23 protein-coding genes, 4 tRNA genes and 3 pseudogenes are annotated in these 25,665 nt (G+C 57.1%); 16 read left to right on the top strand and 14 right to left on the bottom strand.

Annotation, left to right across the window (positions count from 1 at the left end):
* Together F8N12_RS28075 and F8N12_RS25530 are read left to right on the top strand one after the other, a co-directional pair.
* Window positions 1–418, top strand: a pseudogene (locus F8N12_RS28075) (IS3 family transposase); the annotation flags it as partial.
* Window positions 322–1,245, top strand: a complete 924-nt coding sequence (locus F8N12_RS25530; protein WP_318189665.1) for an IS3 family transposase — start codon at window positions 322–324, stop codon at window positions 1,243–1,245. The pseudogene F8N12_RS28075 and the gene F8N12_RS25530, both read left to right, overlap by 97 nt.
* A gap of 60 nt (window positions 1,246–1,305) precedes the next feature.
* On the opposite strand, the gene F8N12_RS25525 is transcribed toward F8N12_RS25530, so the two are convergent.
* The gene (locus F8N12_RS25525) at window positions 1,306–1,962 is read right to left on the bottom strand and encodes a thiopurine S-methyltransferase (protein WP_150582862.1); all 657 of its coding nucleotides are present in this window, start codon (window positions 1,960–1,962) and stop codon (window positions 1,306–1,308) included.
* 103 nt (window positions 1,963–2,065) lie between these two features.
* Between F8N12_RS25525 and F8N12_RS25520 the strand changes: the two genes are divergently transcribed.
* Entirely contained in the window at window positions 2,066–2,833 is a 768-nt protein-coding gene (locus F8N12_RS25520; RefSeq protein WP_150582861.1) for a DODA-type extradiol aromatic ring-opening family dioxygenase, read from the top strand.
* 26 nt (window positions 2,834–2,859) lie between these two features.
* Here the strand turns inward: F8N12_RS25520 and F8N12_RS25515 are convergent, their stop codons facing one another.
* Window positions 2,860–3,573, bottom strand: coding sequence for a UTRA domain-containing protein (locus tag F8N12_RS25515; protein ID WP_150582860.1), 714 nt, complete (start codon window positions 3,571–3,573; stop codon window positions 2,860–2,862).
* A gap of 348 nt (window positions 3,574–3,921) precedes the next feature.
* On the opposite strand from F8N12_RS25515, the gene F8N12_RS25510 reads away from it, so the two are divergent.
* The 6 genes from F8N12_RS25510 to F8N12_RS25485 all read left to right on the top strand — a co-directional run bounded on the left by F8N12_RS25510 (window position 3,922) and on the right by F8N12_RS25485 (window position 9,294).
* Window positions 3,922–4,989: an ABC transporter substrate-binding protein gene (locus F8N12_RS25510; protein ID WP_150582859.1), complete on the top strand. Its 1,068-nt coding sequence runs from the start codon at window positions 3,922–3,924 to the stop codon at window positions 4,987–4,989.
* A gap of 118 nt (window positions 4,990–5,107) precedes the next feature.
* Complete coding sequence (locus tag F8N12_RS25505) at window positions 5,108–5,914, top strand: alkaline phosphatase family protein (protein WP_150582858.1); 807 nt, start codon at window positions 5,108–5,110, stop codon at window positions 5,912–5,914.
* 5 nt (window positions 5,915–5,919) lie between these two features.
* On the top strand, window positions 5,920–6,756 hold the full coding sequence (locus F8N12_RS25500) for an ABC transporter permease (RefSeq protein WP_191623221.1): 837 nt from the start codon (window positions 5,920–5,922) through the stop codon (window positions 6,754–6,756).
* A complete protein-coding gene (locus tag F8N12_RS25495; RefSeq protein ID WP_150582856.1) occupies window positions 6,743–7,543 on the top strand; it encodes an ABC transporter permease in 801 nt (266 codons plus the stop codon). The genes F8N12_RS25500 and F8N12_RS25495 overlap by 14 nt, the downstream gene beginning before the upstream one ends.
* Window positions 7,540–8,529 carry an ABC transporter ATP-binding protein gene (locus F8N12_RS25490; protein ID WP_150582855.1) on the top strand — a complete coding sequence of 330 codons (990 nt, stop codon included), beginning with the start codon at window positions 7,540–7,542 and terminating at the stop codon, window positions 8,527–8,529. Before F8N12_RS25495 ends, F8N12_RS25490 begins: the two co-directional genes overlap by 4 nt.
* A 111-nt stretch (window positions 8,530–8,640) precedes the next feature.
* Complete coding sequence (locus F8N12_RS25485) at window positions 8,641–9,294, top strand: HAD family hydrolase (protein ID WP_150582854.1); 654 nt, start codon at window positions 8,641–8,643, stop codon at window positions 9,292–9,294.
* A gap of 128 nt (window positions 9,295–9,422) precedes the next feature.
* On the opposite strand, the pseudogene F8N12_RS25480 reads toward F8N12_RS25485, so the two are convergent.
* Window positions 9,423–9,728, bottom strand: a pseudogene (locus F8N12_RS25480) (alcohol dehydrogenase catalytic domain-containing protein); the annotation flags it as partial.
* A gap of 183 nt (window positions 9,729–9,911) precedes the next feature.
* On the opposite strand from F8N12_RS25480, the gene F8N12_RS25475 reads away from it, so the two are divergent.
* Both F8N12_RS25475 and F8N12_RS25470 read left to right on the top strand, forming a co-directional pair.
* Window positions 9,912–11,993 carry a carboxy terminal-processing peptidase gene (locus tag F8N12_RS25475; protein ID WP_191623220.1) on the top strand — a complete coding sequence of 694 codons (2,082 nt, stop codon included), beginning with the start codon at window positions 9,912–9,914 and terminating at the stop codon, window positions 11,991–11,993.
* A gap of 132 nt (window positions 11,994–12,125) precedes the next feature.
* A complete protein-coding gene (locus F8N12_RS25470; protein WP_150582852.1) occupies window positions 12,126–13,916 on the top strand; it encodes a bifunctional diguanylate cyclase/phosphodiesterase in 1,791 nt (596 codons plus the stop codon).
* Window positions 13,917–13,941: 25 nt separating this feature from the next.
* Here the strand turns inward: F8N12_RS25470 and F8N12_RS25465 are convergent, their stop codons facing one another.
* The 9 genes from F8N12_RS25465 to F8N12_RS25425 all read right to left on the bottom strand — a co-directional run bounded on the left by F8N12_RS25465 (window position 13,942) and on the right by F8N12_RS25425 (window position 17,471).
* Window positions 13,942–14,346, bottom strand: a complete 405-nt coding sequence (locus F8N12_RS25465) for a sel1 repeat family protein (protein WP_150582851.1) — start codon at window positions 14,344–14,346, stop codon at window positions 13,942–13,944.
* A complete protein-coding gene (locus tag F8N12_RS25460) occupies window positions 14,347–14,718 on the bottom strand; it encodes a hypothetical protein (protein ID WP_003223109.1) in 372 nt (123 codons plus the stop codon).
* A 2-nt stretch (window positions 14,719–14,720) separates the two neighbouring features.
* A complete protein-coding gene (locus F8N12_RS25455) occupies window positions 14,721–15,056 on the bottom strand; it encodes a helix-turn-helix domain-containing protein (protein WP_150582850.1) in 336 nt (111 codons plus the stop codon).
* 111 nt (window positions 15,057–15,167) lie between these two features.
* A complete protein-coding gene (locus F8N12_RS25450; RefSeq protein ID WP_150582849.1) occupies window positions 15,168–15,623 on the bottom strand; it encodes a YkvA family protein in 456 nt (151 codons plus the stop codon).
* A gap of 294 nt (window positions 15,624–15,917) precedes the next feature.
* A complete protein-coding gene (locus F8N12_RS25445; protein ID WP_150582848.1) occupies window positions 15,918–16,634 on the bottom strand; it encodes an FKBP-type peptidyl-prolyl cis-trans isomerase in 717 nt (238 codons plus the stop codon).
* A gap of 309 nt (window positions 16,635–16,943) precedes the next feature.
* A tRNA-Asp gene (locus F8N12_RS25440) sits at window positions 16,944–17,020 on the bottom strand.
* Window positions 17,021–17,035: 15 nt separating this feature from the next.
* Window positions 17,036–17,111, bottom strand: a tRNA-Val gene (locus F8N12_RS25435).
* Window positions 17,112–17,299: 188 nt separating this feature from the next.
* Window positions 17,300–17,376, bottom strand: a tRNA-Asp gene (locus F8N12_RS25430).
* A gap of 19 nt (window positions 17,377–17,395) precedes the next feature.
* A tRNA-Val gene (locus F8N12_RS25425) sits at window positions 17,396–17,471 on the bottom strand.
* Window positions 17,472–17,630: 159 nt separating this feature from the next.
* Between F8N12_RS25425 and rdgC the strand changes: the two genes are divergently transcribed.
* From rdgC to sugE, 3 genes are all read left to right on the top strand, one after another.
* Entirely contained in the window at window positions 17,631–18,551 is a 921-nt protein-coding gene (gene rdgC, locus F8N12_RS25420) for a recombination-associated protein RdgC (RefSeq protein ID WP_150582847.1), read from the top strand.
* A 132-nt stretch (window positions 18,552–18,683) separates the two neighbouring features.
* Window positions 18,684–19,649 (top strand): bile acid:sodium symporter family protein, encoded by a 966-nt coding sequence (locus tag F8N12_RS25415; RefSeq protein ID WP_150582846.1) that lies wholly within the window; start codon window positions 18,684–18,686, stop codon window positions 19,647–19,649.
* A gap of 118 nt (window positions 19,650–19,767) precedes the next feature.
* A complete protein-coding gene (sugE, locus tag F8N12_RS25410; RefSeq protein ID WP_150582845.1) occupies window positions 19,768–20,082 on the top strand; it encodes a quaternary ammonium compound efflux SMR transporter SugE in 315 nt (104 codons plus the stop codon).
* Between the two features lie 75 nt (window positions 20,083–20,157).
* Here sugE and F8N12_RS25405 read toward each other — a convergent pair whose 3' ends face one another.
* Both F8N12_RS25405 and F8N12_RS25400 read right to left on the bottom strand, forming a co-directional pair.
* Window positions 20,158–20,919: a TenA family transcriptional regulator gene (locus F8N12_RS25405; RefSeq protein WP_412072163.1), complete on the bottom strand. Its 762-nt coding sequence runs from the start codon at window positions 20,917–20,919 to the stop codon at window positions 20,158–20,160.
* 78 nt (window positions 20,920–20,997) lie between these two features.
* Window positions 20,998–23,457 (bottom strand): EAL domain-containing protein, encoded by a 2,460-nt coding sequence (locus tag F8N12_RS25400; protein ID WP_150582843.1) that lies wholly within the window; start codon window positions 23,455–23,457, stop codon window positions 20,998–21,000.
* Between the two features lie 336 nt (window positions 23,458–23,793).
* Between F8N12_RS25400 and F8N12_RS25395 the strand changes: the two genes are divergently transcribed.
* The gene (locus F8N12_RS25395; protein ID WP_150582842.1) at window positions 23,794–24,726 is read left to right on the top strand and encodes a hypothetical protein; all 933 of its coding nucleotides are present in this window, start codon (window positions 23,794–23,796) and stop codon (window positions 24,724–24,726) included.
* A 59-nt stretch (window positions 24,727–24,785) separates the two neighbouring features.
* Window positions 24,786–25,665 (top strand): annotated as a pseudogene (locus tag F8N12_RS25390) (IS3 family transposase); the annotation flags it as partial.

The following is a 25,665-nucleotide window of genomic DNA, read 5'->3' as shown; positions in this document are numbered from 1 at the left end:
GGCTTCTTATCAGGAAGGTGCAATGGACACGGGCGCAAAACGTAGTCAGCGTGATTACACGCTGACTTTTAAATTGTCGGTCGTCGATCAGGTCGAAAAAGGCGAGTTGAGTTATAAAGAGGCTCAACGGCGTTATGGGATTCAGGGCCGGTCGACGGTGTTGGTTTGGTTACGCAAGCATGGTCGACAGGACTGGAGCCAAGGCGCTTCCATTCGCTCCCAGAGGATCCGACCGATGGACGAGCCCATCTTGCCGCTGACGCCCGAGCAACGAATCAAAGAGCTTGAGGAGCAGTTGGCGCTGGCGAATCAGAAAGCCAAATTCTTCGAGGACGTGGTCGATGTGCTGAAAAACGACTACGGCGTATCCATTCTAAAAAAGCGGCCCGGCAAGTCGTTGCGCAAACCCAAACCCTGAGTGTCAGCAGGGCTTGCCAGTTTATGGGGATCAGTCGCCAAGCTTATTACAAGCGTGATCGGGTCTACCGGGCCCGGCTCGAGCAAGACCAAAAGCTCATCAATTTCGTGCGCGAGATTCGCGTTCGACAGCCCTGCATCGGTGCCCGCAAGCTGCACTCCCTGATGCATGCCAAGCTTGATAGGCAAGATTTGCATGTTGGCAGAGATCGCCTGTTTGAAGTCTTGCGTGATCACCGCCAACTGGTTCGTAGAAAACGGGCCTATCACAAGACGACCGATAGCCATCATCGCTTCCGCTGCCATCCCAACCTTCTGAAGCCCGGTCCACGGCAAGTCGTTGCGACTGGGCCGGAGCAGGTCTGGGTCGCGGATATCACCTACCTCCCTACGCAAGAAGGCTCCGCCTATCTGAGCCTGGTGACGGATGCCTACTCCAGAAAGATCGTTGGCTACCACGTACATGAAAGTCTTCATGCGAAATCTGTGGCTCAAGCCTTACGCATGGCCTTAAAGACGCGTCGAACCAGCCAGAAACTGGTTCATCACTCCGATCGGGGCTCGCAGTACTGCTCCGATCTGTATCAAAAGCTGCATACCCAGCACGAGATTAGCTGCTCAATGACTGATGGCTACGACTGCTACCAAAACGCCATGGCAGAGCGGGTCAATGGCATATTGAAAACTGAACTGCTGATCTACCGGCCCACAGGTCTGGCACAGGCTGAGCAGATGGTGCGAGAGGCAATTACGATCTATAACCAGGAACGTCCGCACCTGTCTCTGAAATACAAAACGCCCGATGCGGTGCATCGGGCGTTGTGGTGAAACAGGTGTAAACCTATTTCAGGACTAGACATAGCGATAGTCTTCAGCAACCACATCGAGCTAACGGCTGGAGATCCGGTAAACCCGCTCTTCAAGTCGGGTCACACCGTTTTCGACGAATTTCGAACTCTCGCTCAGCACGTCCTGATCCTCCAGAATCTTCAGCGACCAGAACCCGGCGAACAGCCCCTGCACTTCGTCATCAAGCACAGCAAAGGGCGGGCCGTCCAGCTGCGACTGGTCGTAATCCAGTGTAATCAGAAGCCCTAGCGACTCCCTCGGCATGATCCGGTTGAGATGAGCAGCGTATTGCTGGCGCATTGCCGGTGGCAGCGCAATGAGCGCAGCGCGGTCGTACAACGCCGTGCAGTCGGCGACATCGCCTGCGGTCAGCTCGAAGAAATCACCGCACCACAGCTCAATCGAGCCTGCGCGGTAAACCTTGAATGGGCCCTGTTCGCTAACGTTCGGGTCGAAATGATGTTCGCTGAAGAAATCTTCGACAGCTTTCTCCGACAGTTCAATCCCCAGGACTTCATGTCCCTGGTGCGCCAGCCACAACAAATCCAGACTTTTCCCACACAGCGGCACCAGCACGCGCGCGCCTTCTTCCAGCGTCAACTGCGGCCAGAACCGCTGCAGATAAGGATTCACTTCCGGCAGATGGAAGCCGATCTGATTCGACTGCCACCGCTTGTGCCAAAACTCCGGCTGCATAAATAACCCCAAATTTTCGATCAAACCACCCTAAAACTTATATTAGATTTAGATCAATGATCTGACTGAAGATGCTGCCATCTTAACCTTCAGGAGCCTGTTAATGTTCCCTAGCCTGTATATCTCTCATGGTTCGCCTATGCTGGCCCTCGAACCCGGCGCCAGCGGACCTGCCTTGGCACGCCTGGCGGACGAGCTGGACAAACCGAAAGCGATCGTCATTGTTTCCGCGCATTGGGAAAGCAATGAGCTGCTGGTCAACGGCAATCCACAGCCGGAAACATGGCATGACTTTGGTGGTTTTCCGCAGGCTTTGTTCCAGGTGCAATATCCGGCACCGGGCGACCCTCAGCTGGCGACGAAGGTCGCTGACCTGCTGAACAGCCATGAGTTGCCCGCACGCATTGACAGCCGCCGACCGTTCGACCATGGGGTCTGGGTGCCGCTATCGTTGATGTACCCTGACGCTGACATTCCCGTGGTGCAGGTTTCGCTGCCGACCCGTGGCGGCCCGGCCCTGCAAACCCGCGTCGGCCGGGCGCTGTCCAGCTTGCGCGAGCAAGGCGTGCTGTTGATCGGCTCCGGCAGCATCACCCATAACCTGCGCGAGCTGGACTGGCATGCCGGGCCGGAAAGCGTCGAGCCCTGGGCCAGAACCTTTCGCGACTGGATGATCGAGAAACTCGCAGCCGACGACGAAGCAGCGCTGCACGATTATCGCCAGCAAGCGCCCAACGCAGTGCGCAACCACCCAAGTGACGAGCATCTATTGCCACTGTTCTTCGCCCGCGGTGCCGGCGCAGCGTTTAAAACGGTTCACAGGGGTTTCACCATGGGCGCGCTGGGCATGGACATCTACAGCTTCGGATAACAGCTAATGGCCTTCTGCCAGCGGGCTCAAGCTACATCGACACCAACATGAATCGCATCATGTCGCCAGAATTCCAGGTCACAATCGATCAGCCGTTGGTGCTGGTCGTAGTTGACCCGGGCGATGCGCAATCCCGGACTGCCCACCGACACCCGCAACGCTGCCGCCGCATCGACCGACAACGCCGTCGGCACAATTTCGAACCGCACGCGTGCGTAATGCAATTGATAGTGCCTGGCGTACAGTTCGGTGATCGACTGATTCAAGTCGAATTGCAGGATGCCTGGAAAGAATTTCGGATTCAGGTAATGCTCCACGTAAAGCACCAGGCGCTGATCGATGCGGCGCGCCCGGCAGATCTGGATCACGCTTGATAAAGCTGGCAGTTGCAGCCAGGCGCAGACGGCCGCTGACGCCGGTTGCAAGCGCGCCGAGATCACTTCAGTGGAAGGCACCCTCCCCTGAGCGCTGACCATTGCGTGAAAGTGGCTGCGCTGCATGAGGTTGTAGGCCAGGCGCGGCGGCGATACGAACCAGCCACGACGCTCCTCGCGGTAAATATGCCCTTGCGCTTCCAGTTGCAGCAAAGCCTCCCGCACGGTTATCCGAGTGGTAGCGAACAACTCGCTAAGCTTGCGCTCGGCCGGCAACTTGCTGCCGGGCGCCAGTAAACCATGGTCGAGCTGTTCCTGCAGAACCTGCCCGATGGTTGTCACCGATTTGGTGGTTTCGATGCGCATCAGCGTTACCTATCTGGACTAGACCAGCACCGTTTCGGCGCGAGACAGCTCGCACCCGACTCAACGCGTTTACTTGGTAAGCCTAGGCACTGGTCATGACTGGCAGATGACAAAGCCGCTGAACGGTCTCCACCCTCGCCGCAAGATCGTCACCGAATCCTTTGAGATCAGCTCTTTGCGCATGGTCTACGCTTAAGCCGGAACCTGAGCACACCACGGCAAGGCGAGACAGCTCGGCGCCGCGCGACATCAAAATGTCATCCAGGTCGCCTAGATTGGCTCAGGTATTGCTGACCTAGACCAACATAATCGCAATCGCAGCGTGTAAACGCCCATAGGAGCTTCGGAATGAAACAGCTTTTCCTGGCATCACTGTTAGGCTCGACCATTGCCCTGTGCTCTGCCGCCATGGCGGCAGACACCGATCTGAAAACCTTGGAGGCCGCAGCGAAAGCGGAAGGTGAAGTCAACAGTGTCGGCATGCCTGACAACTGGGCGAACTGGAAAGGTACCTGGGACGACCTGGCGAAAAACTATGGCCTGAAACACATCGACACTGACATGAGCTCTGCACAGGAGCTGGCCAAGTTCAAAGCCGAGAAAGACAATGCCTCCGCTGACATCGGCGACGTCGGTGCAGCGTTTGGCCCGATTGCGGTCAAGCAGGACGTCTCGCAGCCATACAAGCCAAGCACCTGGGAGCAGATTCCGGCCTGGGCCAAGGACGAGGATGGTCACTGGGCACTGGCTTACACCGGCACCATTGCGTTCATCATCAACAAAAAATTGCTGCATGGTTCCGAAGCGCCGAAAAGCTGGGCTGACCTCAAGACCGGCAAATACAAAGTCTCCATCGGCGATGTGAGCACTGCGGCGCAGGCGGCCAATGGCGTTCTGGCGGCAGCCCTGGCCAACGGTGGCGATGAGAAAAATATCAAGCCGGCGCTGCTGATGTTTGCAGACATTGCCAAGCAGGGCCGCTTGTCGATGACCGACCCGGTCATCGCGACGCTGGAAAAAGGTGAGATTGAAGTCGGTGTGGTCTGGGATTTCAATGGCTTGAGCTATAAGGCCAAGATGGCCAACCCTGATGACTACACCGTGTTGATCCCGTCCGATGGCTCGGTGATTTCCGGTTACACCACAATCATCAATAAATACGCCAAGCACCCGAACGCCGCCAAGCTGACCCGTGAATACATCTTCAGCGACGCCGGGCAGATCAATCTGGCTCGCGGCAATGCGCGTCCTATCCGTGCCGAACACATCAAACTGCCGGACGACGTCAAAGCTCAATTGCTGCCGAACGAGCAGTACAAGGGCGTGACGCCGATCAAAGACGCCGACGCATGGGAAAAGACCTCCAAGGCTCTTCCGCAGATGTGGCAGGAAGAAGTCATCATCAATATGCAATAACCCTGCATCGCAGGAGCCGCCGCAGGCTGCGATCTTTTGATCTGATTTATTGATATCAGAAGATCGCAGGCTGCGGCAGCGCCTGCGCCGCTCGCTTTGATATTGGAGTTGCGCCCCTATGAAGCACAACGTCATCCTGGTGGTGCTCGACGGACTCAACCATGAAGTCGCGTGCCATGCCATGGGGCACTTGCAGGCTTACGTCGGCGCAGGGCGCGCGGCGCTCTACAAGCTGGAGTGCGAACTGCCCGCGTTATCCCGACCACTTTACGAATGCATCCTCACGGGCGTAACGCCAATCGACAGCGGCATCGTCCACAACAACGTTTCGCGCTTGTCCAGTCAGCGCAGCATCTTTCACTACGCCCGCGACGCCGGGCTCAAGACTGCCGCCGCGGCCTATCATTGGGTCAGCGAACTGTACAACCGCTCGCCCTTCGTGGCTGCCCGGGATCGGCACACCGACGACCCCAATCTGCCTATTCAGTACGGGCATTTCTACTGGAACGATCACTACCCGGATTCACACCTGTTCGCTGACGCGCAAAGCCTGCGTCTGCGCCATGCGCCGAACTTTCTGCTGATCCACCCCATGAATATCGACGACGCCGGGCACAAGCACGGCCTCGACTCTGCGCAATACCGCAACAGCGCACGCTCGGCCGACATCATCCTGGCGGATTATCTGCAAGGCTGGCTTGATGCTGGCTATCAGGTTCTGGTGACGGCGGATCACGGCATGAACAATGACCGTTCCCATAACGGCTTACTCGCGCAAGAGCGCGAAGTGCCGCTATTCGTCTTCGGCGACGCTTTCAGCTTGAGACACGACGCGGCGCCGCAGCAAACGGAAATCTGCGGCACCGTCTGCGAACTGCTCGGTGTTCCCCATGACAAACCAGTGTGCCGGGGGCTGCTCAAGTGAATGCCATGACTCGCGGAAAATGGCTCGCGGTACTGTGCCTGGTGCCGTTCGCACTGTTTTTCATCGTATTTCAGATTGCCCCGCTCGCCTGGGTGATGATCAACAGCCTGCAATCGGAGGAATTCGGCTGGGGACTGGCCAACTTCACCCGAATCGCCGATTCGAAATTCTACCTGCAAGCGATCAGGTACAGCCTCGAGATCAGTTTCTGGTCCAGCGTGTTCGGGATCATTATTGCGGTGCTCGGCGCCTATTCGCTGCGTCGGGTCGATTCGAGACTGCGCAACTTCGTCAACGCATTCGCCAACATGACCAGCAATTTCGCCGGAGTGCCGCTGGCCTTCGCGTTCATTATTCTGCTCGGCTTCAACGGCGCTCTCACCATCATGCTCAAGCAGGCGGGGATCATTCAGGACTTCAACCTGTATTCGAAAACCGGGGTAATCATTCTTTATACCTATTTCCAGATCCCCCTCGGCGTGCTTTTGCTGTACCCGGCCTTCGACGCCCTGCGCGAAGACTGGCGCGAATCTGCGGCATCGCTGGGCGCCAACGGCTGGCAATTCTGGCGACACATTGGTCTGCCGGTGCTGACGCCGGCCTTGCTCGGCACGTTCGTGATTCTGCTGGCCAACGCACTAGGGGCCTACGCCACGGTTTACGCGCTGACCACCGGCAACTTCAACGTGTTGCCGATCCGCATCGCGGCCATGGTTTCCGGTGACATTTCCCTTGACCCCAATCTCGCCAGCGCCTTGGCCGTGGTGCTGGTGGCCCTGATGACGCTCGTGACCATCGTGCATCAACTGCTGCTGAAGAGGAGCTACCATGTCTCGCGCTGAACGGGGCCCCGCAGGCATTTATCACCGGGTCGTGGTGTACCTGTTGTTCGCGATTCTGTTGCTGCCATTGCTCGGTACGCTGATCTATTCGATTTCCAGCAGTTGGTCCGCGACCATTCTGCCGAGCGGCTTCACCCTTAAATGGTACGTGGCGCTGTGGAGCGATCCGCGTTTCCTGCATGCCTTCGGGCAGTCGTTACTGGTCTGTGTCGGCGCGCTGATTCTCTCTGTGGTGCTGATCCTGCCGCTGCTGTTCGTGGTGCATTATCACTTCCCGAAACTCGATTCGTTGATGAACATCCTCATCCTGCTGCCGTTCGCGGTACCGCCGGTGGTGTCGTCGGTGGGGCTCTTGCAGCTATATGGCTCCGGGCCGTTTGCGATGGTCGGCACTCCGTGGATCCTGATCGGTTGTTATTTCACCATCGCCCTGCCGTTCATGTACCGGGCGATCACCAATAACCTGCAAGCGATCAACTTGCGCGATTTGATGGACGCCGCCCAGTTGCTCGGCGCCAGCACCTGGCAAGCCGCGTTTCTGGTCGTGCTGCCAAACCTGCGCAAAGGCTTGATGGTCGCGCTGCTGCTGTCGTTCTCGTTCCTGTTTGGCGAGTTCGTGTTCGCAAACATTCTTGTCGGCACGCGCTACGAAACCCTGCAGGTCTACCTCAACAACATGCGCAATAGCAGCGGCCACTTCACCAGTGCTCTGGTGATTTCCTATTTCTTCTTCGTGCTGGTTCTGACCTGGGCGGCCAACATCTTGAACAAGGACAACAGCGAATGAGCTATGTCAGCGTCCAACACTTGCAGAAAAGCTACGCGGGCACGGCTGTGTTCAGTGACATCAATTGCACGATTCATCAAGGCGAATTCGTCACGTTGCTGGGCCCGTCCGGCTGCGGCAAGTCAACACTGCTGCGCTGCATCGCCGGGCTGACACCAGTCGATGGCGGACAGATTCTGCTCGAAGGTCACGATCTGGTCCCGCTGAGCCCACAGAAACGCGGAATCGGCATGGTCTTTCAAAGTTATGCGCTGTTCCCCAACATGACCGTCGAACAAAACGTCGCCTTCGGGTTGCGCATGCAGAAAGTCAATGCCGACGACAGCCACAAGCGCGTTACCGAAGTGCTGAACCTGGTCGAACTAAATGACTTCGCCGCTCGTTACCCGCACCAACTGTCCGGTGGTCAATGCCAACGAGTTGCCCTCGCCCGCTCGCTGGTGACCCGTCCGCGCCTGTTGTTGCTGGATGAGCCGCTGTCGGCACTGGATGCCCGGATTCGCAAGCATCTGCGCGAACAGATTCGTCAGATCCAGCGTGAACTGGGCTTGACCACGATTTTCGTCACACACGATCAGGAAGAAGCGCTGACCATGTCTGACCGGATTTTCCTGATGAATCAGGGGAAAATCGTCCAGAGCGGTGACGCCGAAACCTTGTACACGGCACCGGTGGACGTGTTCGCAGCCGGTTTCATCGGTAATTACAATCTGCTCGATGCCGACAGCGCGTCAAAGCTGCTGCAACGGCCGGTCACCGGTCGCATCGCCATTCGCCCGGAAGCCATCGAGCTGAGCCTTGACGGTGAACTTGATGCGCAAGTGCGCAGCCACAGCCTGCTGGGCAATGTGATTCGCTACAGAATCGAAGCCCGGGGCGTGGAACTGGTGGTAGACGTGCTGAATCGTTCGGCTGCCGACCTGCATCCCGATGGTCAGCGTCTGGCACTTTCAATCAATCCAACTGCCCTGTGTGAGGTGGCCTGACAGGAGCGGCAAGCTTCAAGCTGTAAGCCTCAAGCTGTAGACTGCTCACCATCTGACATTCATTTCTTGCAGCTTGAAGCTTAGAGCTTGCAGCTGTTTTCGGAGAAAACCGTGTCCCTGGCAATTTTTGATCTGGACGAAACCCTGATCCATGGCGACTGCGCCACCCTCTGGAGTGAGCAAATGGGGCGACTGGGCTGGGTTGATCCAGAGTCGTTCATGCGCAAGAACAATCAACTGATGGACGCTTACAGCCATGGCAAGTTGTGCATGGAGGAGTACATGGACTTCAGCCTCGAGCCGATGATCGGCAGGACGCCTGAAGAGGTCGATCATCTGGTCGGGCCTTGGGTTGAAGATTTCATCGAGCCAATCATCTTCAGTGACGCGACCAAAACCATCGCCGCCCATCGCAAGGCCGGCGACCGGATCCTGGTGATCTCGGCATCGGGCACGCATCTGGTGCGACCGATCGCCGATCGTCTGGGCATCGACGAGATTCTGGCCATCGAACTGGAGGTCACACATGGGGTGTACAGCGGCAATACCGTCGGAACGCTGACTTACCAGGAAGGAAAAATCACGCGGTTGCTGCAGTGGCTGGACGCAGAGGAAGAAAACCTGGAAGGCGCGAGTTTTTACTCCGATTCACGCAACGATTTGCCGCTGTTGCTCAAGGTTGATTTCCCACACGTGGTGAACCCGGATCCGACGCTGCTCGAACATGCGCAAACAGCGGGCTGGCCGATCCATACCTGGAAGTAACACAAAATTCCCCGGTGGGAGCGAGCCTGCTCGCGATTTTTTCAGCCGGCGCGGTTCAGCCGGGAAACTTCGTCATCGTTCATCGCTAGCTGGCTGGCTCCCACAGGTCTGGTGTTGTCAGGGCCGCTCGGCAGGACGTGCCGTCCGTCGACAACCACCACTTCGGCCATCCCGCCCCCGGCCAGCAAGGCGCACACCCGATCGCCGACCCGCCACCCAGAGCCTGCGCCAACCTCGCTGACCACCCCGAAACACGCCAGGCCGAGCACGGAACTGGCACCCGGCGGTGGCGGATAAAGCCCGGCTTTGTGTAATAAGTCCGCCCGATTAAGACCCGCTGCCGCCACCCGAATGCGAACTTGCCCTGCATCACAGGTAGAACCGGGCTCATGCGCCCATACCACTTGACCTTCCACGCCTTGCAATGCCTTCACAGTGCCTCCATAGTGAGTCTGGACTGAGCCCGCCGCTGTAGCGTCGGGCTTTCTTGCATTATGCGACCGGCCTCAGGGTCAGTATGAAAGCTCGCACAGGCAGTTTTCGTACAGAACTGAAGGTACCGGCGACTTCAAAGACGGCCTAATATGCGTGATCAATTGTCCCCGCGTCGAATCAGCATGAAGCACTTATTCCCCAGCACAGCCCTAGCTCTATTCATTGGTATCGGTCTACTGCCGATGTCGACCAGTTCGTTTGCAGCCAATAGCTGGGACAAGCTTCAGCCTGATCGTGACGAAGTGATCGCCAGCCTGAATGTCGTCGAATTGCTCAAACGTCACCATTACAGCAAGCCGCCGCTCGATGACGCGCGCTCGGTGATCATCTATGACAGCTACCTCAAGCTGCTGGATCCATCGCGCAGCTATTTCATGGCCAGCGACATTGCCGAATTCGACAAGTGGAAGACGCAGTTCGACGACTTCCTCAAAAGCGGTGACCTCAACGCCGGGTTCACCATCTACAAGCGCTATCTGGACCGCGTCAAAGCGCGTCTGGACTTTGCCCTTGCGGAGCTGAACAAGGGCGTCGACAAAATCGATTTCACTCCCAAGGAAACCTTGCTGATTGATCGCAAGGACGCCGCCTGGCTCAAATCCACCGCCGACCTCGACGACCTGTGGCGCAAACGCGTCAAGGACGAGGTCCTGCGGATGAAGATTGCCGGCAAGGACTCCAAGCAGATTCAGGAAACCCTGACCAAGCGCTACAAGAACCAGTTGGCGCGCCTGGACCAGACCCGTGCCGAGGATATCTTCCAGGCGTACATCAACACTTTCGCGATGTCCTACGACCCGCACACCAATTATCTGTCGCCGGATAACGCGGAGAACTTCGACATCAACATGAGCCTGTCCCTCGAGGGCATCGGCGCCGTGCTGCAGAGCGATAACGACCAGGTGAAAATCGTGCGCCTGGTACCGGCAGGCCCGGCCGACAAGACCAAGCAGGTCGCCCCGGCCGACAAGATCATCGGCGTTGCCCAAGGCAGCAAGGAAATGGTCGATGTGGTTGGCTGGCGCCTGGACGAAGTGGTCAAGCTGATCCGCGGCCCCAAAGGCACGGTGGTGCGCCTGGAAGTCATCCCGGCCAGCAATGCACCGAACGACCAGACCACTAAAATCGTTCCGATCACTCGCGAAGCGGTGAAACTGGAAGATCAGGCGGTCAAGAAGTCAGTCCTGAACCTCAAGCAGGATGGCAAGGATTACAAACTCGGCGTTATCGAAATTCCGGCCTTTTACCTGGACTTCAAGGCGTTCCGTGCAGGCGATCCGGATTACAAGAGCACCACGCGCGACGTCAAGAAATTGCTCACCGAGCTGCAGAAAGAGAAAGTCGACGGCGTGGTCATCGACCTGCGCAACAACGGCGGCGGTTCCCTGCAGGAAGCGACCGAGCTGACCAGCCTGTTCATTGACAAAGGGCCGACCGTGCTCGTGCGTAATGCCGATGGCCGGGTCGACGTGCTCGAAGATGAAAACCCGGGTGCGTTCTACAAGGGCCCGATGGCGCTGCTGGTTAACCGCCTGTCCGCCTCGGCTTCGGAAATTTTCGCCGGCGCCATGCAGGATTATCACCGTGCGCTGATCATTGGCGGCCAGACCTTCGGCAAGGGCACCGTGCAGACCATTCAGCCGCTGAACCATGGCGAACTGAAGCTGACCCTGGCCAAGTTCTACCGGGTTTCCGGGCAGAGCACCCAGCACCAGGGCGTATTGCCTGATATCGACTACCCGTCGATCATCGACACCAAGGAAATCGGTGAGAGCGCATTGCCCGAAGCCATGCCGTGGGACACCATTCGCGCCGCCATCAAACCGGCAGCGGACCCGTTCAAGCCCTACCTCACTCAACTCAAGGCCGAGCATGACGTGCGTACCGCCAAGGATGCGGAGTTTGTGTTTATCCGCGACAAACTGGCGCTGGCGCAAAAACTGATGGCGGAAAAAACCGTCAGCCTCAATGAAGCGGACCGCCGTGCGCAACATGCCGACATAGACGCCAAGCAACTCGCCATGGAAAACCTGCGGCGCAAGGCCAAGGGCGAAGAGCCGCTCAAAGAGCTGAAGAAAGAAGACGAGGACGCGATCGCGGCTGAGGCGGACAAGACCAAGCCGGAAGACGATGCCTACCTGAGCGAGACCGGTCGGATTCTGCTGGACTATCTGAAACTGAACACCGCAGTGGCTAAACACTAAGATGATGGCGAATTAATGCTGACGCTCTACGGAGCGTCATCATACAGTCATCATTCTGTCGTGAAATAAAGGACCGGGTAGCGCTCTGATCGAGAGCGCCGCCCGGTCCTTTTTTTATCGCCAGAGATCGCCATGACCACTACCGAACAGCTGAGTGCATTGAGTTCAATTCTGGCTCAAAGCGGATTACACAGCCTGTTCCAGCCCATCGTCTGCGTGTCCGAGCGCAGAATCGTTGGCTACGAAGCCCTTACCCGTGGCCCCTCCAATAGCCCTTTGCATTCGCCGGTCGCGCTGTTCGCGGTGGCGCGTCAGGCCGGCCGCCTTAGTGAACTGGAAATCGCCTGCCGTCAAAACGCCTGCCGTCATTTCAACGAGCAGCAGTTGCCTGGCAAACTGTTCCTCAACGTATCCCCGGAATCCTTGCTGGAAACCTCGCATCAACCGGGGCGTACCCTGCAACTGCTGCAGGATTTCGGTATTCCACCCAGCCAGGTCGTGATCGAGCTCACCGAACAGACGCCGACCGACGACTTCCATTTGCTGCAGAACGCGCTGCATCACTACCGCGCGATGGGGTTCTCGATTGCGCTGGACGATCTGGGTGCGGGCTATTCAAGCCTGCGCCTGTGGTCCGAGTTACGCCCCGACTACGTGAAAATCGATCGACACTTTATCGATGGCATCCATCAGGACGCGCTCAAGCGTGAGTTTGTCGGCTCAATCCTGCAGATCGCCAAGGCCTCGCGGGCGCAGGTTATCGCCGAGGGCATCGAGCTGCCGGAAGAACTCGCCGTGCTGACCGAAATGGGTGTCGATCTGGTTCAAGGGTATTTGCTCTGCCGCCCTCAGGAGCACCCGCCCCGGGATGCGAGAGCCATGCTACCCAAGCCTGACAGCGCGTCTGTGGCGTTAAACGATGAAGTCAGCGATCTCAGCGCCTTGCTCAACGACCAACCAGCCGTCACCCGCGATACACCGACCGCGACCGTGCTGGAAGCCTTCCGCCGCCAGGCCAATCTGAACTCGCTGGCGGTGCTGGACGAGCAAGGCCACCCCTGCGGCATCGTTCATCGCCATTCGCTCTCTGATGTGCTGCTCAAACCCTTCGCCACCGACCTGTTCGCCCGCAAGCCGATCAGCCGCCTGATGAGCGACAACTTCCTTGCCGTCGAGTTGAGCCAGTCACTGCAGCAAGTCAGCCGATTAATCACCAGCCGCGCCCGGCAGCGCATCGAAGAAGACTTCATCATCACGCTCCACGGCGGTTATCTGGGACTTGGCCGGGTCATCGATGTTCTCAAGCTGATCACCGAACTGAAGATTCAGCAGGCCCGCTACGCCAATCCGCTGACCTTGCTGCCGGGCAATGTGCCGATCCAGCAATGCCTCACGCGAGTGCTGCAACAGCGGCGGGAGTCGATCATCTGTTACGTCGACATCGATAGCTTCAAGCCCTTCAACGACATCTACGGCTACGGTCGCGGCGATGAAGTCTTGCTGTGCCTGGCGCAGTGTCTGAATGACCGCGTCGATCCTTCCCGTGACTTTGTCGGGCACATCGGCGGCGACGATTTTCTGCTGGTGCTCGGGCCGGAAGACTGGCGCAAACGGCTGGCTCAACTGCTGGACGATTTTCAGACGCAGTGCCGACGTTTCTATCGCAGCGAACACCTTGAGGCAGGCTGTTTCATCGCGCCGAACCGGCAAGGCGTTCGCCAACAGTTTCCGTTGCTGTCACTGTCGATCGGGGTAGTGCATTTACATGCCGCGGCGTGTGCTCAACTGGATGCGAGTCTGCTGGCCGAAATGGCCTCGCAAGCCAAGCATCACGCGAAAAACGTGCCGGGCTTCAGCGTGCATGTAATTGATAGCCTGGCACTGCCCCAAGCGCAGGAAGAGTTACTGGAGGGTCACCGTTGAAGCGACTGATGCGCGACCTCTGCGCCTATTGCGATCTGCGAGTCTGCAAGGCTTCGAGTTTGACTTCGGCCAGCGGATGCCCAGCCTTGACCGCCATCTGCCAGAACCGCACAGCCTCAGCAGGATCCGGAGCTTTGCTCGCAGTACCCGCCAGGCTGATGACACCGACTTGATAAGCCGCTTTGCCATTGCCAGCCAATGCAGCCAGACGCAGCAAGCGCACACCTTCCTCACGCGCCCCAAGGCCGACGCCGCGAAAGGTCAGGATGTGCCCGTAAAAGCTCTGCGCCCCAGTGTCGCCCAGATTCGCCATGCGCGCGAATTGCCCTTCGAGCCAGCTCCAGCCGCGCGGCTGACGGACGAACCATGACCAGTGAAACAATCGGCGGGCAAGCCAGTATCCGGCACGTGCCTTGAGTCGCAGGAACATTCAGGCTTCCGCCGATTCGGGGTATTCGTACTCAAACACTCGCACCACTTCCGAGGCATGCCAGGATGCCGCAGCGACTCCATCGGATGGCCCGGAAAACCGCCCGAGACGTTCGACGCATTCAAAAAAACCGGTACGTGGCAGACGGCTCGCACCCTGGCTGATCACCAGCGAACTGCGCAACGGTTGCTCAGCCTTGGCATCCAGCGCCGCCAGATGTTCCAGCGCCGCCGTGAGCGTCTGCATGGCCGGTGTCGGTAACTGCAATCGCTCCAGCAAAGCTCGATAGGTCAGAAGATGTCGCTGACGGCGGGCCTGATCCAGCTCACCGAGCAGGCCATCCCAATGTTGACGACTGATGCGTACGCTCACGATTACTCCCTCCATCCTGGCACCGTCAACTCCCAGGCCAGACTGCGGCGAATCGCAGCGTCAGGTTGACGCTCGCCACTTTCGATCAGGGCCAGATAAGACGGGCTGATGCCTACCGTGCGGGCGAGCGCCTCGATGGCGATGCCCTTCCCTTCGCGCAAACTTCGTAGCTGGTCCAGACCCGGCAATATCTGGTCCGGGACGTCCGCACGGCGTACCGGCGCATCGTGCGGAGGTTGTTGGGTGATCCCTGCTGCTTTCAGTAGAGCCTGATACTGCGCCCATGGCACAACCGCATATTCGGGCTCGCCTTCGCGTGTGATTATCTGAATATCCATGACATCCCCGTAGGACAACGACACTTAGCGAGTCAGCACTATTGCTCCAAGTGTAATCCTAACAGCGGCCTAGGTCGCGGGGCATCGATAATGGGAGGTTCCTCCATCAGCTCACTTTTTTTCAGGGCGCTGCAGTTGCAATTGTTCCGGGGTATCGGGCAAGCGTTCGACCACCGCCAGCTTTTCCGGCAACTGGCGCTTACGCCAAGCTCGAAACGCGTTGAGTTCATCGTCGAGCACTTTCATCAGCCAGGCGAGCACCGCCACGTCATCGAGCATACCGAAAACAGGAATGAAATCTGGAATAGCGTCCACGGGACTGAGGAAATACATCAGCCCAGCCACTACCGAGATCATGGTTTTGGGACTGATCGTGCGGTACTCCCCGCGCCAGTACGCCAGGCTAAGCGCTTGTAGCAGGCGCAGGTCATCTTTGATCTTGCCCAACCGGTTGCCTTGGCTGGCGCCTTTGCTGGCGACCGCGAACAGCAGGGTCGGCAACCGTCCACGGGCGAGCAGACGTCCGGCCAGGGGCAGGAATCGAGCAAAATTCCACGGCGCTTTCATGATCTTCTCCCGCTGAAATGTTATCCACACAAATTGTGGATAACCTTGTGAACAGAGCAGCATTTGCCGGCTGAAAGCCGCAGTGCATAAGGCCTTCGCTCAGATCGGGCGTTTTTTACTCACATAAAAAAACCCAATATTTCATTGACTTGGCGCTCAGGCGCGGCTAGCGCAGGCACCTTCAATGGCTATGACTCCCATCTACGACTTCTGTTCGCTTTGTTTATTTCTGTCAATCACCTGATGCAACAACGCCCCGCATGAGCGAGGCGTTGTTGGCAGAGCTGACGCCGATTACTTGGCAGCGTCGTCCTGTTTTGCCGGATCCTTGATCGCCAGCAGTTCCAGGTCGAAAACCAGCACCGAATTGGCCGGGATTGCCGGACTAGGGCTTTGCGCGCCATAAGCCAGTTCGCTAGGAATGTACAGCTTGTACTTCTCGCCCACGTGCATCAATTGCAGGCCTTCTACCCAGCCTGGGATCACTCCGCTGACTGGCAGATCGATCGGGCTGCCGCGTTCGACGGAGCTGTCGAAAACGGTGCCGTTGGTCAGAGTACCCGTGTAGTGGACAGTCACCACGTCAGTAGGCTTCGGCTGGGCGCCATCGGCTTTCTTGACCACTTCATACTGCAGGCCGGAAGCCGTGGTGGTCACACCGGTTTTCTTGGCATTGTCTTCGAGGAATTTCTTGCCAGCGGACGCCGACTCTTCGCTCATTTTGGCCATACGCTCTTCGGCACGTTTCTGCAGTGCTGCGAAGGCTTCGACCAACTCTTCATCTTTCAGCTTCTGTTCTTTCTTGCCAACGGCATCTTCGATGCCCTGGGCTACGGCTTTGGAGTCCAGGTCATCCATGCCTTCCTGAGCCAGGCTTTTGCCCATGTTCAGGCCAATCCCGTAGGAAGCTTTTTGCGCCGGGGTTTTCAGCTCTACGCTGGTCTGCGAATCACAACCCGCGAGTACCAGGCTTACCAGGGCCACCGCCGCCGCCAACCGATGCTGTTTCATGCTATTTCCTTGTTCATGCGCCAAAAAGGGCAATCGAGTAAAGCCGCGAGCTTATCAGGCGGCCACGACCAATGGCTACCGGCATGAGAGCAGGAAATGTCTGATTAGTTCAGGGGTTTTGGCGTATTGGCCGAATGAACGGATGAAGCTTCTGTCATCTTAGACTGACAGACCTTAGCCATACCCGCGATTGTGCGCATAGGAGTTCAGCGGGAATCAGCAAGAAGGCAAACTCCGGACGACAAAAAGCCCGCATAAGCGGGCTTTCCGTGTGGCCACCTGGCGTTCAGCGTTCCAGGTGACCGAATATGGCGCAGCGGACGGGACTCGAACCCGCGACCCCCGGCGTGACAGGCCGGTATTCTAACCGACTGAACTACCGCTGCGCGTAGCGTTGAAAGTGGTGGGTGATGACGGGATCGAACCGCCGACATTCTGCTTGTAAGGCAGACGCTCTCCCAGCTGAGCTAATCACCCTTTACCTTCGTTGCGGGGCGCATTGTGCCACAGTTTTTCATAACATGTTGATTTAATTGAACAATAATTCAAAAAATCTGAAAACCAGTGAAGCGACGCGTCCTGCAGAAACATCAGGCAGAAAAAAACCCGCGTGAGCGGGCTTTCTCTGTGATGACCTGGCGTTCAGCGTTCCAGATCATCGAATATGGCGCAGCGGACGGGACTCGAACCCGCGACCCCCGGCGTGACAGGCCGGTATTCTAACCGACTGAACTACCGCTGCGCGTAACACTGGAAGCGAATGGTGGGTGATGACGGGATCGAACCGCCGACATTCTGCTTGTAAGGCAGACGCTCTCCCAGCTGAGCTAATCACCCTTCACTTTCGGTGTGGCGCGCATTCTACGGAGCGACTTCACCCCTGGCAAGCACTTTCTAAAATAATTTTTTCAGGACTTCCAAAGGCTTAGAGAAGGGTTGGCCTATGGCGCCACGAAGAGAATAATGCCCCCCTTTGTTAAAGGAGAGACCTGCCCCATGTGGTTCAAAAACCTGCTTATCTATCGCCTGACCCAAGATCTGCCTTTTGATGCCGAGGCGTTGGAAATTGCACTGGCGACCAAAGTTGCGCGTCCTTGTGCAAGCCAGGAGTTGACCACCTACGGTTTCGTCGCACCATTCGGCAAGGGCGAAGATGCCCCCCTGGTGCACGTCAGTGGTGACTTCCTGCTGATTTCTGCACGCAAGGAAGAACGCATCCTGCCTGGCAGCGTCGTACGCGACGCGGTGAAGGAAAAGGTCGACGAGATCGAAGCCGAGCAAATGCGTAAGGTCTATAAAAAGGAGCGCGACCAGATCAAGGATGAAATCATCCAGGCCTTCCTGCCCCGCGCATTCATCCGTCGCTCGTCGACTTTCGCCGCGATTGCACCGAAACAGGGGCTGATCCTGGTCAACTCGGCCAGCCCGAAACGCGCCGAAGACCTGCTGTCGACCCTGCGTGAGGTGATCGGCACCCTGCCAGTCCGTCCATTGACGGTGAAAATGTCGCCGACCGCGACCATGACCGAGTGGGTCACCACGCAGAAAGCCGCGGACGACTTTTTCGTGCTGGACGAGTGCGAGCTGCGCGACACCCACGAAGATGGCGGCATCGTGCGCTGCAAGCGTCAGGACCTGACCAGCGAAGAAATCCAGTTGCACCTGAGCACCGGCAAGGTAGTGACTCAGCTGTCGCTGGCCTGGCAAGACAAATTGTCGTTCGTGCTCGATGACAAGATGGTGGTCAAGCGCCTGAAGTTTGAAGATCTGCTGCAGGATCAGGCGGAGCAGGACGGTGGCGAAGAAGCCCTGGGCCAGCTCGATGCCAGCTTCACCTTGATGATGCTGACCTTCGGCGATTTCCTGCCGGCACTGGTCGAGGCGCTGGGTGGTGAGGAGATGCCGCAAGGGATCTGAACGCCCGTGATCTCATTGTAGGAGCAAGCTTGCTCGCGATGCCAGGTCAGTCAACCCCTGTTGTCTGATCCAGCATCGCCCAGGCAGCACCAACAAGTATTCCGTTACCATTATAAAAAAAGGGATCAGACCATGCGCGCACTGGCTGCACTAAGTCGCTTCGTCGGCAACACTTTCGCTTACTGGGTGCTGCTCTTCGCCGTCCTGGCGTTTCTAAAGCCCGAATGGTTCCTCAGCCTGAAAGTCGCCATCGTGCCGCTGTTGGGGCTGGTGATGTTCGGCATGGGCCTGACACTGAAACTTGAGGACTTCGCTGAGGTCGCCCGCCGCCCATGGCGCGTGGCTCTGGGTGTCGTTGCGCAGTTCGTGATCATGCCGGGCATGGCCTGGTTGCTCTGCCAGGTATTCAACCTGCCAGCGGAAATCGCCGTCGGCGTCATTCTGGTCGGTTGCTGCCCGAGCGGCACGTCCTCGAACGTGATGACCTGGCTGGCCAAAGGCGACCTTGCGTTGGCCGTGGCAATCTCTGCCATCACCACGCTGCTGGCGCCTCTGATGACCCCCACGCTGATCTGGCTGCTGGCATCGGCCTGGTTGCCGGTCTCGTTCCTCGACCTGTTCTGGTCGATTCTGCAGATCGTTCTGCTGCCTATCGTGCTGGGCTTGATTACCCAGCGTGTGTTGGGCGCACGAGCTCGCTATGCGGTTGAAGTCCTGCCACTGGTGTCAGTGGTGAGCATCGTGATCATCGTCGCTGCAGTGGTGGCAGCCAGTCAGGCGAAAATCGCAGAATCCGGCCTGCTGATTATGGCAGTGGTGATGCTGCACAACAGCTTTGGTTATCTGCTGGGTTACCTCACGGGGCATCTGTTCAAATTGCCACTGGCGCAGCGCAAAACCCTTGCACTGGAAGTCGGCATGCAGAACTCCGGTCTCGGTGCCGCACTGGCCAGTGCACATTTCTCGCCGCTGGCTGCCGTCCCAAGCGCACTGTTCAGTGTCTGGCACAACATCTCCGGCGCCCTGCTCTCCACCTGGTTCCGGCGGATGAGCGAGAAGCAAGACCGCGATTTGCTGGCTCGGCAAACGGCAGACTGAAGCAGGAGCTTGATCCCCGGGTTGATGATGGGCACTATACTGCGCAACGCGAGGACGACCTCGCGACTCGATCGAGTCATTATCCGGGGACGACCCCGTCAATCGATGGAGGTCTTCCATGTCCTGGATCATTCTGTTTTTTGCTGGCCTGTTCGAAGTAGGCTGGGCTGTCGGCCTGAAATATACCGACGGATTCAGCCGCCCTCTCCCCACTGCATTGACCGTTGGCGCCATGGTGATCAGCCTTGGTTTGCTGGGCCTTGCCATGAAGGAATTACCGCTCGGCACGGCTTACGCCATCTGGACCGGCGTCGGCGCAGTCGGCACGGTGATCGCAGGGATCATCCTGTTTGGTGAATCCATGGCCCTTTTCAGACTGGCCAGCGTTGCACTGATCATCTGCGGCCTGATCGGCTTGAAGATCAGTACCTGATCAGCCACGAGTAACAAAAAAGCCCGCCCCTCTGTCAGCACAGAGAGGCGGGCTTTTTATCGAGCGTTAGACGGATCAGCTTTCAGCCAATGCCACCCGCTCCCGTGCAGCAGGCGCTTTATCCGCCTGCTCAAGTTGCATACAACGCTCCAGGAACAGGAACATGTAGTCGTAACTTTTGCACACGGCCTGACGCAGCTCAACCTGCAGCGCTTTGCTCGGGTTCACCCCCGCCAGCGTACAGATAATTTCCAGTGCTTCCCACGGATGGGCATCATCGTATTGAGCATGCATTTTCAACCACTTCATGGCCCGCTTGCGATCTTCCTCCGGGAAGGCCGCCGCGTAGACGCCACTCGAGCAGACCACCGCTGACCACTCACCCGTCGCGCCCTCGATCGCGTAGTTAGTTGCGGCAATCGCGACAATCAGCGAATCAGACGAACTGGTGTGCCAACACCAATGGCTCAGTGCGTGCAGTTCCGGCGCCACTTGCTGCGCTTGCAAATCCTCCAGACTGACACCATGAGCACGGCTCCAGTGCACCCAATAATCAGCATGGTTGAGTTCCACGCGGATGTTTCGCATCAACCAGCGACGCGCCATGTCTTCGCCAGGATGGCGGGCAAAGCGGGTCTTGGTCAGATTTTGTGCCATATATAACGCGAACTGTTCGACCACCGGCCAACCACCAATGAGGTAGTGGCGCATGGTTTTGGCGCTGAGCTTGTTGTCGCGCATGCGCTTGTACAATTCGTGCTCGACAACCCGGCGCTTACTCTCGCTGCAATCCTGAATGAGCTGTTGAGCCCAGGCGGGATAACTTGCAGCTTCCATGAGTGGTCCGGTTCGGTTGAATGTGTCGATCACTGTCGGGTTCCTTTTGATTGTGATTGTAAGGATCAGCAAGAGATTTCAACGGAACGTGCCAGGTGCCTTGAACAACAAAGGCTGCGGCCTGGCGGGACGACTTTGCAAACTGTCGCAGGTAAACAGATGCGGACGTTCGATCACATATCCTTGAGCATAATCCACCCCGATCTCCAGCAGCGCCTGCTCGATCTGGGGTGTCTCGACAAACTCGGCAATCGTACGCTTACCCATGACATGACCTATGTGATTAATCACTTCGACCATGGCACGGTTAATAGGGTCGTCCAACATATCCTTAACGAAACTCCCGTCAATCTTCAAGAAGTCTACAGGCAAATGTTTCAAGTAGGCGAATGAGGACATACCGGCACAAAAGTCATCCAGCGAGAAATGGCACCCTAAGCCTTTGAGTTCATTGATAAATCTGATTGCACTACCGAGATTTGAAATCGCACTGGTTTCTGTAATTTCAAAACAAATCATTTCAGGCGGTATCGAATGAATGACAAATTGTTCACGCAAGAAGTCTAAAAACGCATCGTCTCCGATGGTTGTGCCTGACAGATTGATCGCACACATCGCCAGTGGGCCTTGGTGTTTTTCGGCGATGCATTGGGCGATGATTTTGAACACGTTCTGCACGACCCATCGGTCCAGCGAAGTCATCAAACCGTATCGTTCAGCGGCTGGGATGAAGCTGTCGGGCAGGATCATACGCCCGGATTCGTCGTGCAAACGCAGGAGGATTTCGATGTGACCAGCGCCCTGTTCGACATTCCCCAGTGGCGCGATTTCTTGCGCATACAGGCAGAAACGATCCTCTTCCAGCGCCATGTGCAATCGCTGCACCCACGCCATTTCGCCAAAGCGCAAAGACAATTCCGAGTCGTCTGCGTGATACACCTGTACCCGGTTGCGGCCCTTCTCCTTGGCCATGTAGCAGGCCATATCGGCGGCTCGTAAAGAAGTTTCGAGGGTCGTCGGCTGCTGGTTGACATGCACCAGCCCGATGCTGACGGTGGTGAGGAAGGGCCGCCCCTTCCAGACAAAATGCAGGTTCTGTACGGTCTGGCGCAGGCTTTCGGCGATTTTTTCGGCGGCTTCCGGCGCGCAATTTTCCAGGAGAATACCGAACTCATCGCCGCCCAAGCGGGCCAAGGTATCGCCCTCGCGCAAGACTGACTGCAGCAACGCGCAAATATGCCGCAGCAATTCGTCACCTGCGGCATGACCGCAGGTGTCATTGACCAGTTTGAATTGATCGAGATCGAGGAACATCAGCGCATGGCGCCCGCCCTGCCGTGCCAGATTGTGCAGCGCCTGCTCGAGGCGATACTCGAATTCGCGACGGTTGGCCAGACCCGTCAACGCGTCATGCGTGGCCTGCCAGGACAGGTTGGCGATGTACTGCCGCTCCTGAGTCATGTCGTGCAACACCAATACCGTGCCGCTGACCTTGCCCGCATTGCGGATCGGCGCGCCAACCAGCGTGACCGACACGGTGCTGCCGTCCAGGCGTTGAATCAGCTTGGAATGTTCACTGGCACCGCTAAGCTGCCCGCTCAAAATGTGCTCGATAAGGGTAAAGCCTTCCGCTTGAGCGTTCTCGTCCAGCAGATTGAACAAGGACGCCAACGGCAACCCTGCAGCCTGTTCAGCCTGCCAGTGGGTGAGTGCCTCGGCCGCCGGATTCATGTAGGCGATGGCCCCTTCAACATCGGTGGTGATCACGCCATCGCCGATTGATTGCAGGGTGATTTGCGCGCGGTCCTTTTCCAGCTGTAACGCTTCGGCAAAGGCATGGCGCTGTTTGAGCAGTTTGTGCGTGCGCATCAGGGCCAGGACAATCAGCCCCAGCGCTGTGGCCAGGTTAGTCACCAGCAGCAAGCGCAGGATCATCCGCGAACCTTCGCCCAATGCATCGCTGAAGGCTTTCGCCGCCGGCGTCACGCCATCGTTGATGACAAAGACCTGGTCTTTCCAGCGCTTGATATCGCGATCGGTGGCGGCCCCTGCGGCGATGCTGCGGTGCATGTCTGCTGCCACAGCATCAAGCCGCACCAGATAGCTATCGCCCACCGTCCACAGGTCGATGGCTTTTTCCAGGTAGCTGAAATGGCGGAAGTTGAGGTACAGCCATATCACGCTGGCAACGTCATCCGGGTGGTTGCCGCCCTTGAGGATGGCTTGACGCGCCGCTTCGGTGTCTGGCGGCTGCTGGTCCAGTGCAATGCGCAACTCGTGGCCGCCTTGCGGCACGGCTATCGCATTGCGGTATTTAGTGAAGATGGCCTCGTCGCGACTGTCGGCGTAGAGATTCAGGTAATAAATGGCGTCTTTCTGGCCTTTGGACCAAAGACTTTCCCCGGCAACGTACCCGCGCACTGCGGAAAGAACGTACAGGCTGACACCACCCAGCAGGGCCTGAAACAGCACCACGGCAATAAATGGCCAGACGATACCGAGCAACCGGGGCGTTCCGAGTGTCCGCGTTTGATTCATGAGGTCCCTTGTTTTAGCACTGCAAGATCAGCGTCCGACGTGATCGCTCCAACTAGACTAGGGGGCGTTCACTCTCACGGCAAGCCAGCGTCAATATTTCCTGTCCGCCTGAATGCCCCTGTCGGGCATGCGTAGCCGTTCGTGCCGGACAAGCGCTTGAGACATCGTTAAAAAAGAAATGTTTCATTCCCTCGCGGGCATTACGCCCAACTTATACATATCTACCGCACCCATTACTCACTTCGACGTAAAACTCTCGTGACTCCTGCAAGGCTATTGCAATCATTTTTATCTTGATCGGCCAGGACACTTAATTCACCACACGAGATATCAACCATGAACATAACTACCTCTGAATCCGATGCATTGCACAGCGAACTCGATTTGGCCCCGACTGATAGTATGGTGCATAAAGCCATGCTGTCCGACTACGACTGGATGTTAAGCCACCTCGACACTGCCGGCATATCGTTAACACAGTTGGCAACTGTACTCATGGCTCCCCACCCTCATTCCCCCCTCACTCCCACGAGTGCTCGAGACCAAAGGTTATTGGCACCTTTATTGAAACTTCCGGCGTACCGTAAGCATTGCCACCGCTTGGAGGCCAACCCCGACACCCTGGTGCTGACACGTGACCGCACTGCAGTTGAATACAAGGTCACCTCGTTGGACGGCAAAAAAAAAATAGTGCTAAACATTTTACCAGATCAATTCAAAGAAACCATTTCGCTTGCCCACCTCACTTTATCAGAGGATGAAAACGGCGAGGGAGTATTGGCTGCACCCGACTCGACCATCATCAACCTGGTCGCTACCATCAATCTCAAAACAGCCGGCATTGAGGGAGTTATTCGCGCCGATGGACAACTCTCACTGGTCCAGTTTATAAATTACTATGGTATTGCTCCATGGGATCCGGCAATCACCAAGGAGCACCAGGCCAGACTTAATCTGATTAAAGAAAAACGCGCCTGTCTGTCATTGCAGCTAGGGATGGGTATCGACATTAGTGCTTGTCGTCGCAGCCCCACAGATGAAGACAGGGAATTTCTCGCAAACCTGAAACTGGCCTCGCCCACCAATCCAATAACACTTGAGGGTCTGGTCGCTATCAACAGTGACAACGACATCATAAAAACTGTAAAACGATTTCTCCCTGCAACAGAAAAATCGCTCTTTCATTATCTCAAGCAAAAGACATCCCCAACTATAACTGTAGAAAATGAAAAGAATATTCCCACTGTCTGTCTCGAATCGATATTGTAGTGGTCTAATGAAACCGGACACCCATTTAGGCGAGAATGCTCGCCAGATCGAGGTGTCAGATGACCAAACAACGCCGCTCCTTTACTCCTGAATTCAAGCGCGAGGCCGCAGCCCTCGTGCTCAAACAAAACTACAGCTACATCGAAGCCAGCCGTTCACTAGGCATTGGTGAGTCGGCATTGCGCCGCTGGGTTGACCAGATTCAGAAAGAACATAAAGGCATCACCCCGCAGAGCAAGGCGCTGACGCCGGAACAGCAAAAAATTCAGGAGCTGGAGGCCCGGATCGCTCGGCTTGAGCGAGAGAAATCCATATTAAAAAAGGCTACCGCGCTCTTGATGTCGGAAGATCACGAGCGTTCGCGCTGATTGCCCAGTTGAGCGCCCATGAGCCGGTTGATTGGCTGTGCAAGGTGTTTGACGTCACTCGCTCGTGTTACTACGCCCAGCGCCTGCGGCGCCGCACGCCCGATGTTGAACGGCTTCGATTACGTAGTCGCGTCAGTGAGCTGTTCTCGCAAAGTCGCAGCTCCGCGGGCAGTCGTAGCATTCTGTCGCTGATGCGTGAAGACGGTGAGCAACTCGGTCGATTCAAAGTTCGTAGCTTGATGCGCGAGCTTGATTTAGTCAGCAAACAACCCGGCTCCCATGCCTACAAACGAGCAACAGTAGAAAGACTGGATATCCCGAACACATTGAACCGCGAGTTCGACGTGCCAGCGCCTAATCAAGTCTGGTGCGGCGATATCACCTACATTTGGGCTCAAGGAAAGTGGCATTACCTGGCTGTCGTCCTAGATCTTTGTACGCGTCGGATCGTGGGCTGGGCGCTGTCGGAAAAGCCAGACGCTGAGCTGGTGATCAAAGCGCTGGATATGGCTTACGAGCAGCGTGGCAGGCCTTCGGATCCGCTATTCCACTCGGACCAGGGATCGCAATA

It is taken from the genome of Pseudomonas fluorescens, assembly GCF_902497625.1.
GTDB lineage: Bacteria > Pseudomonadota > Gammaproteobacteria > Pseudomonadales > Pseudomonadaceae > Aquipseudomonas > Aquipseudomonas fluorescens_BQ.
The sequence above is the reverse complement of the archived record's forward strand: the minus strand, read 5'-3'. Positions and strand labels throughout refer to the sequence as shown.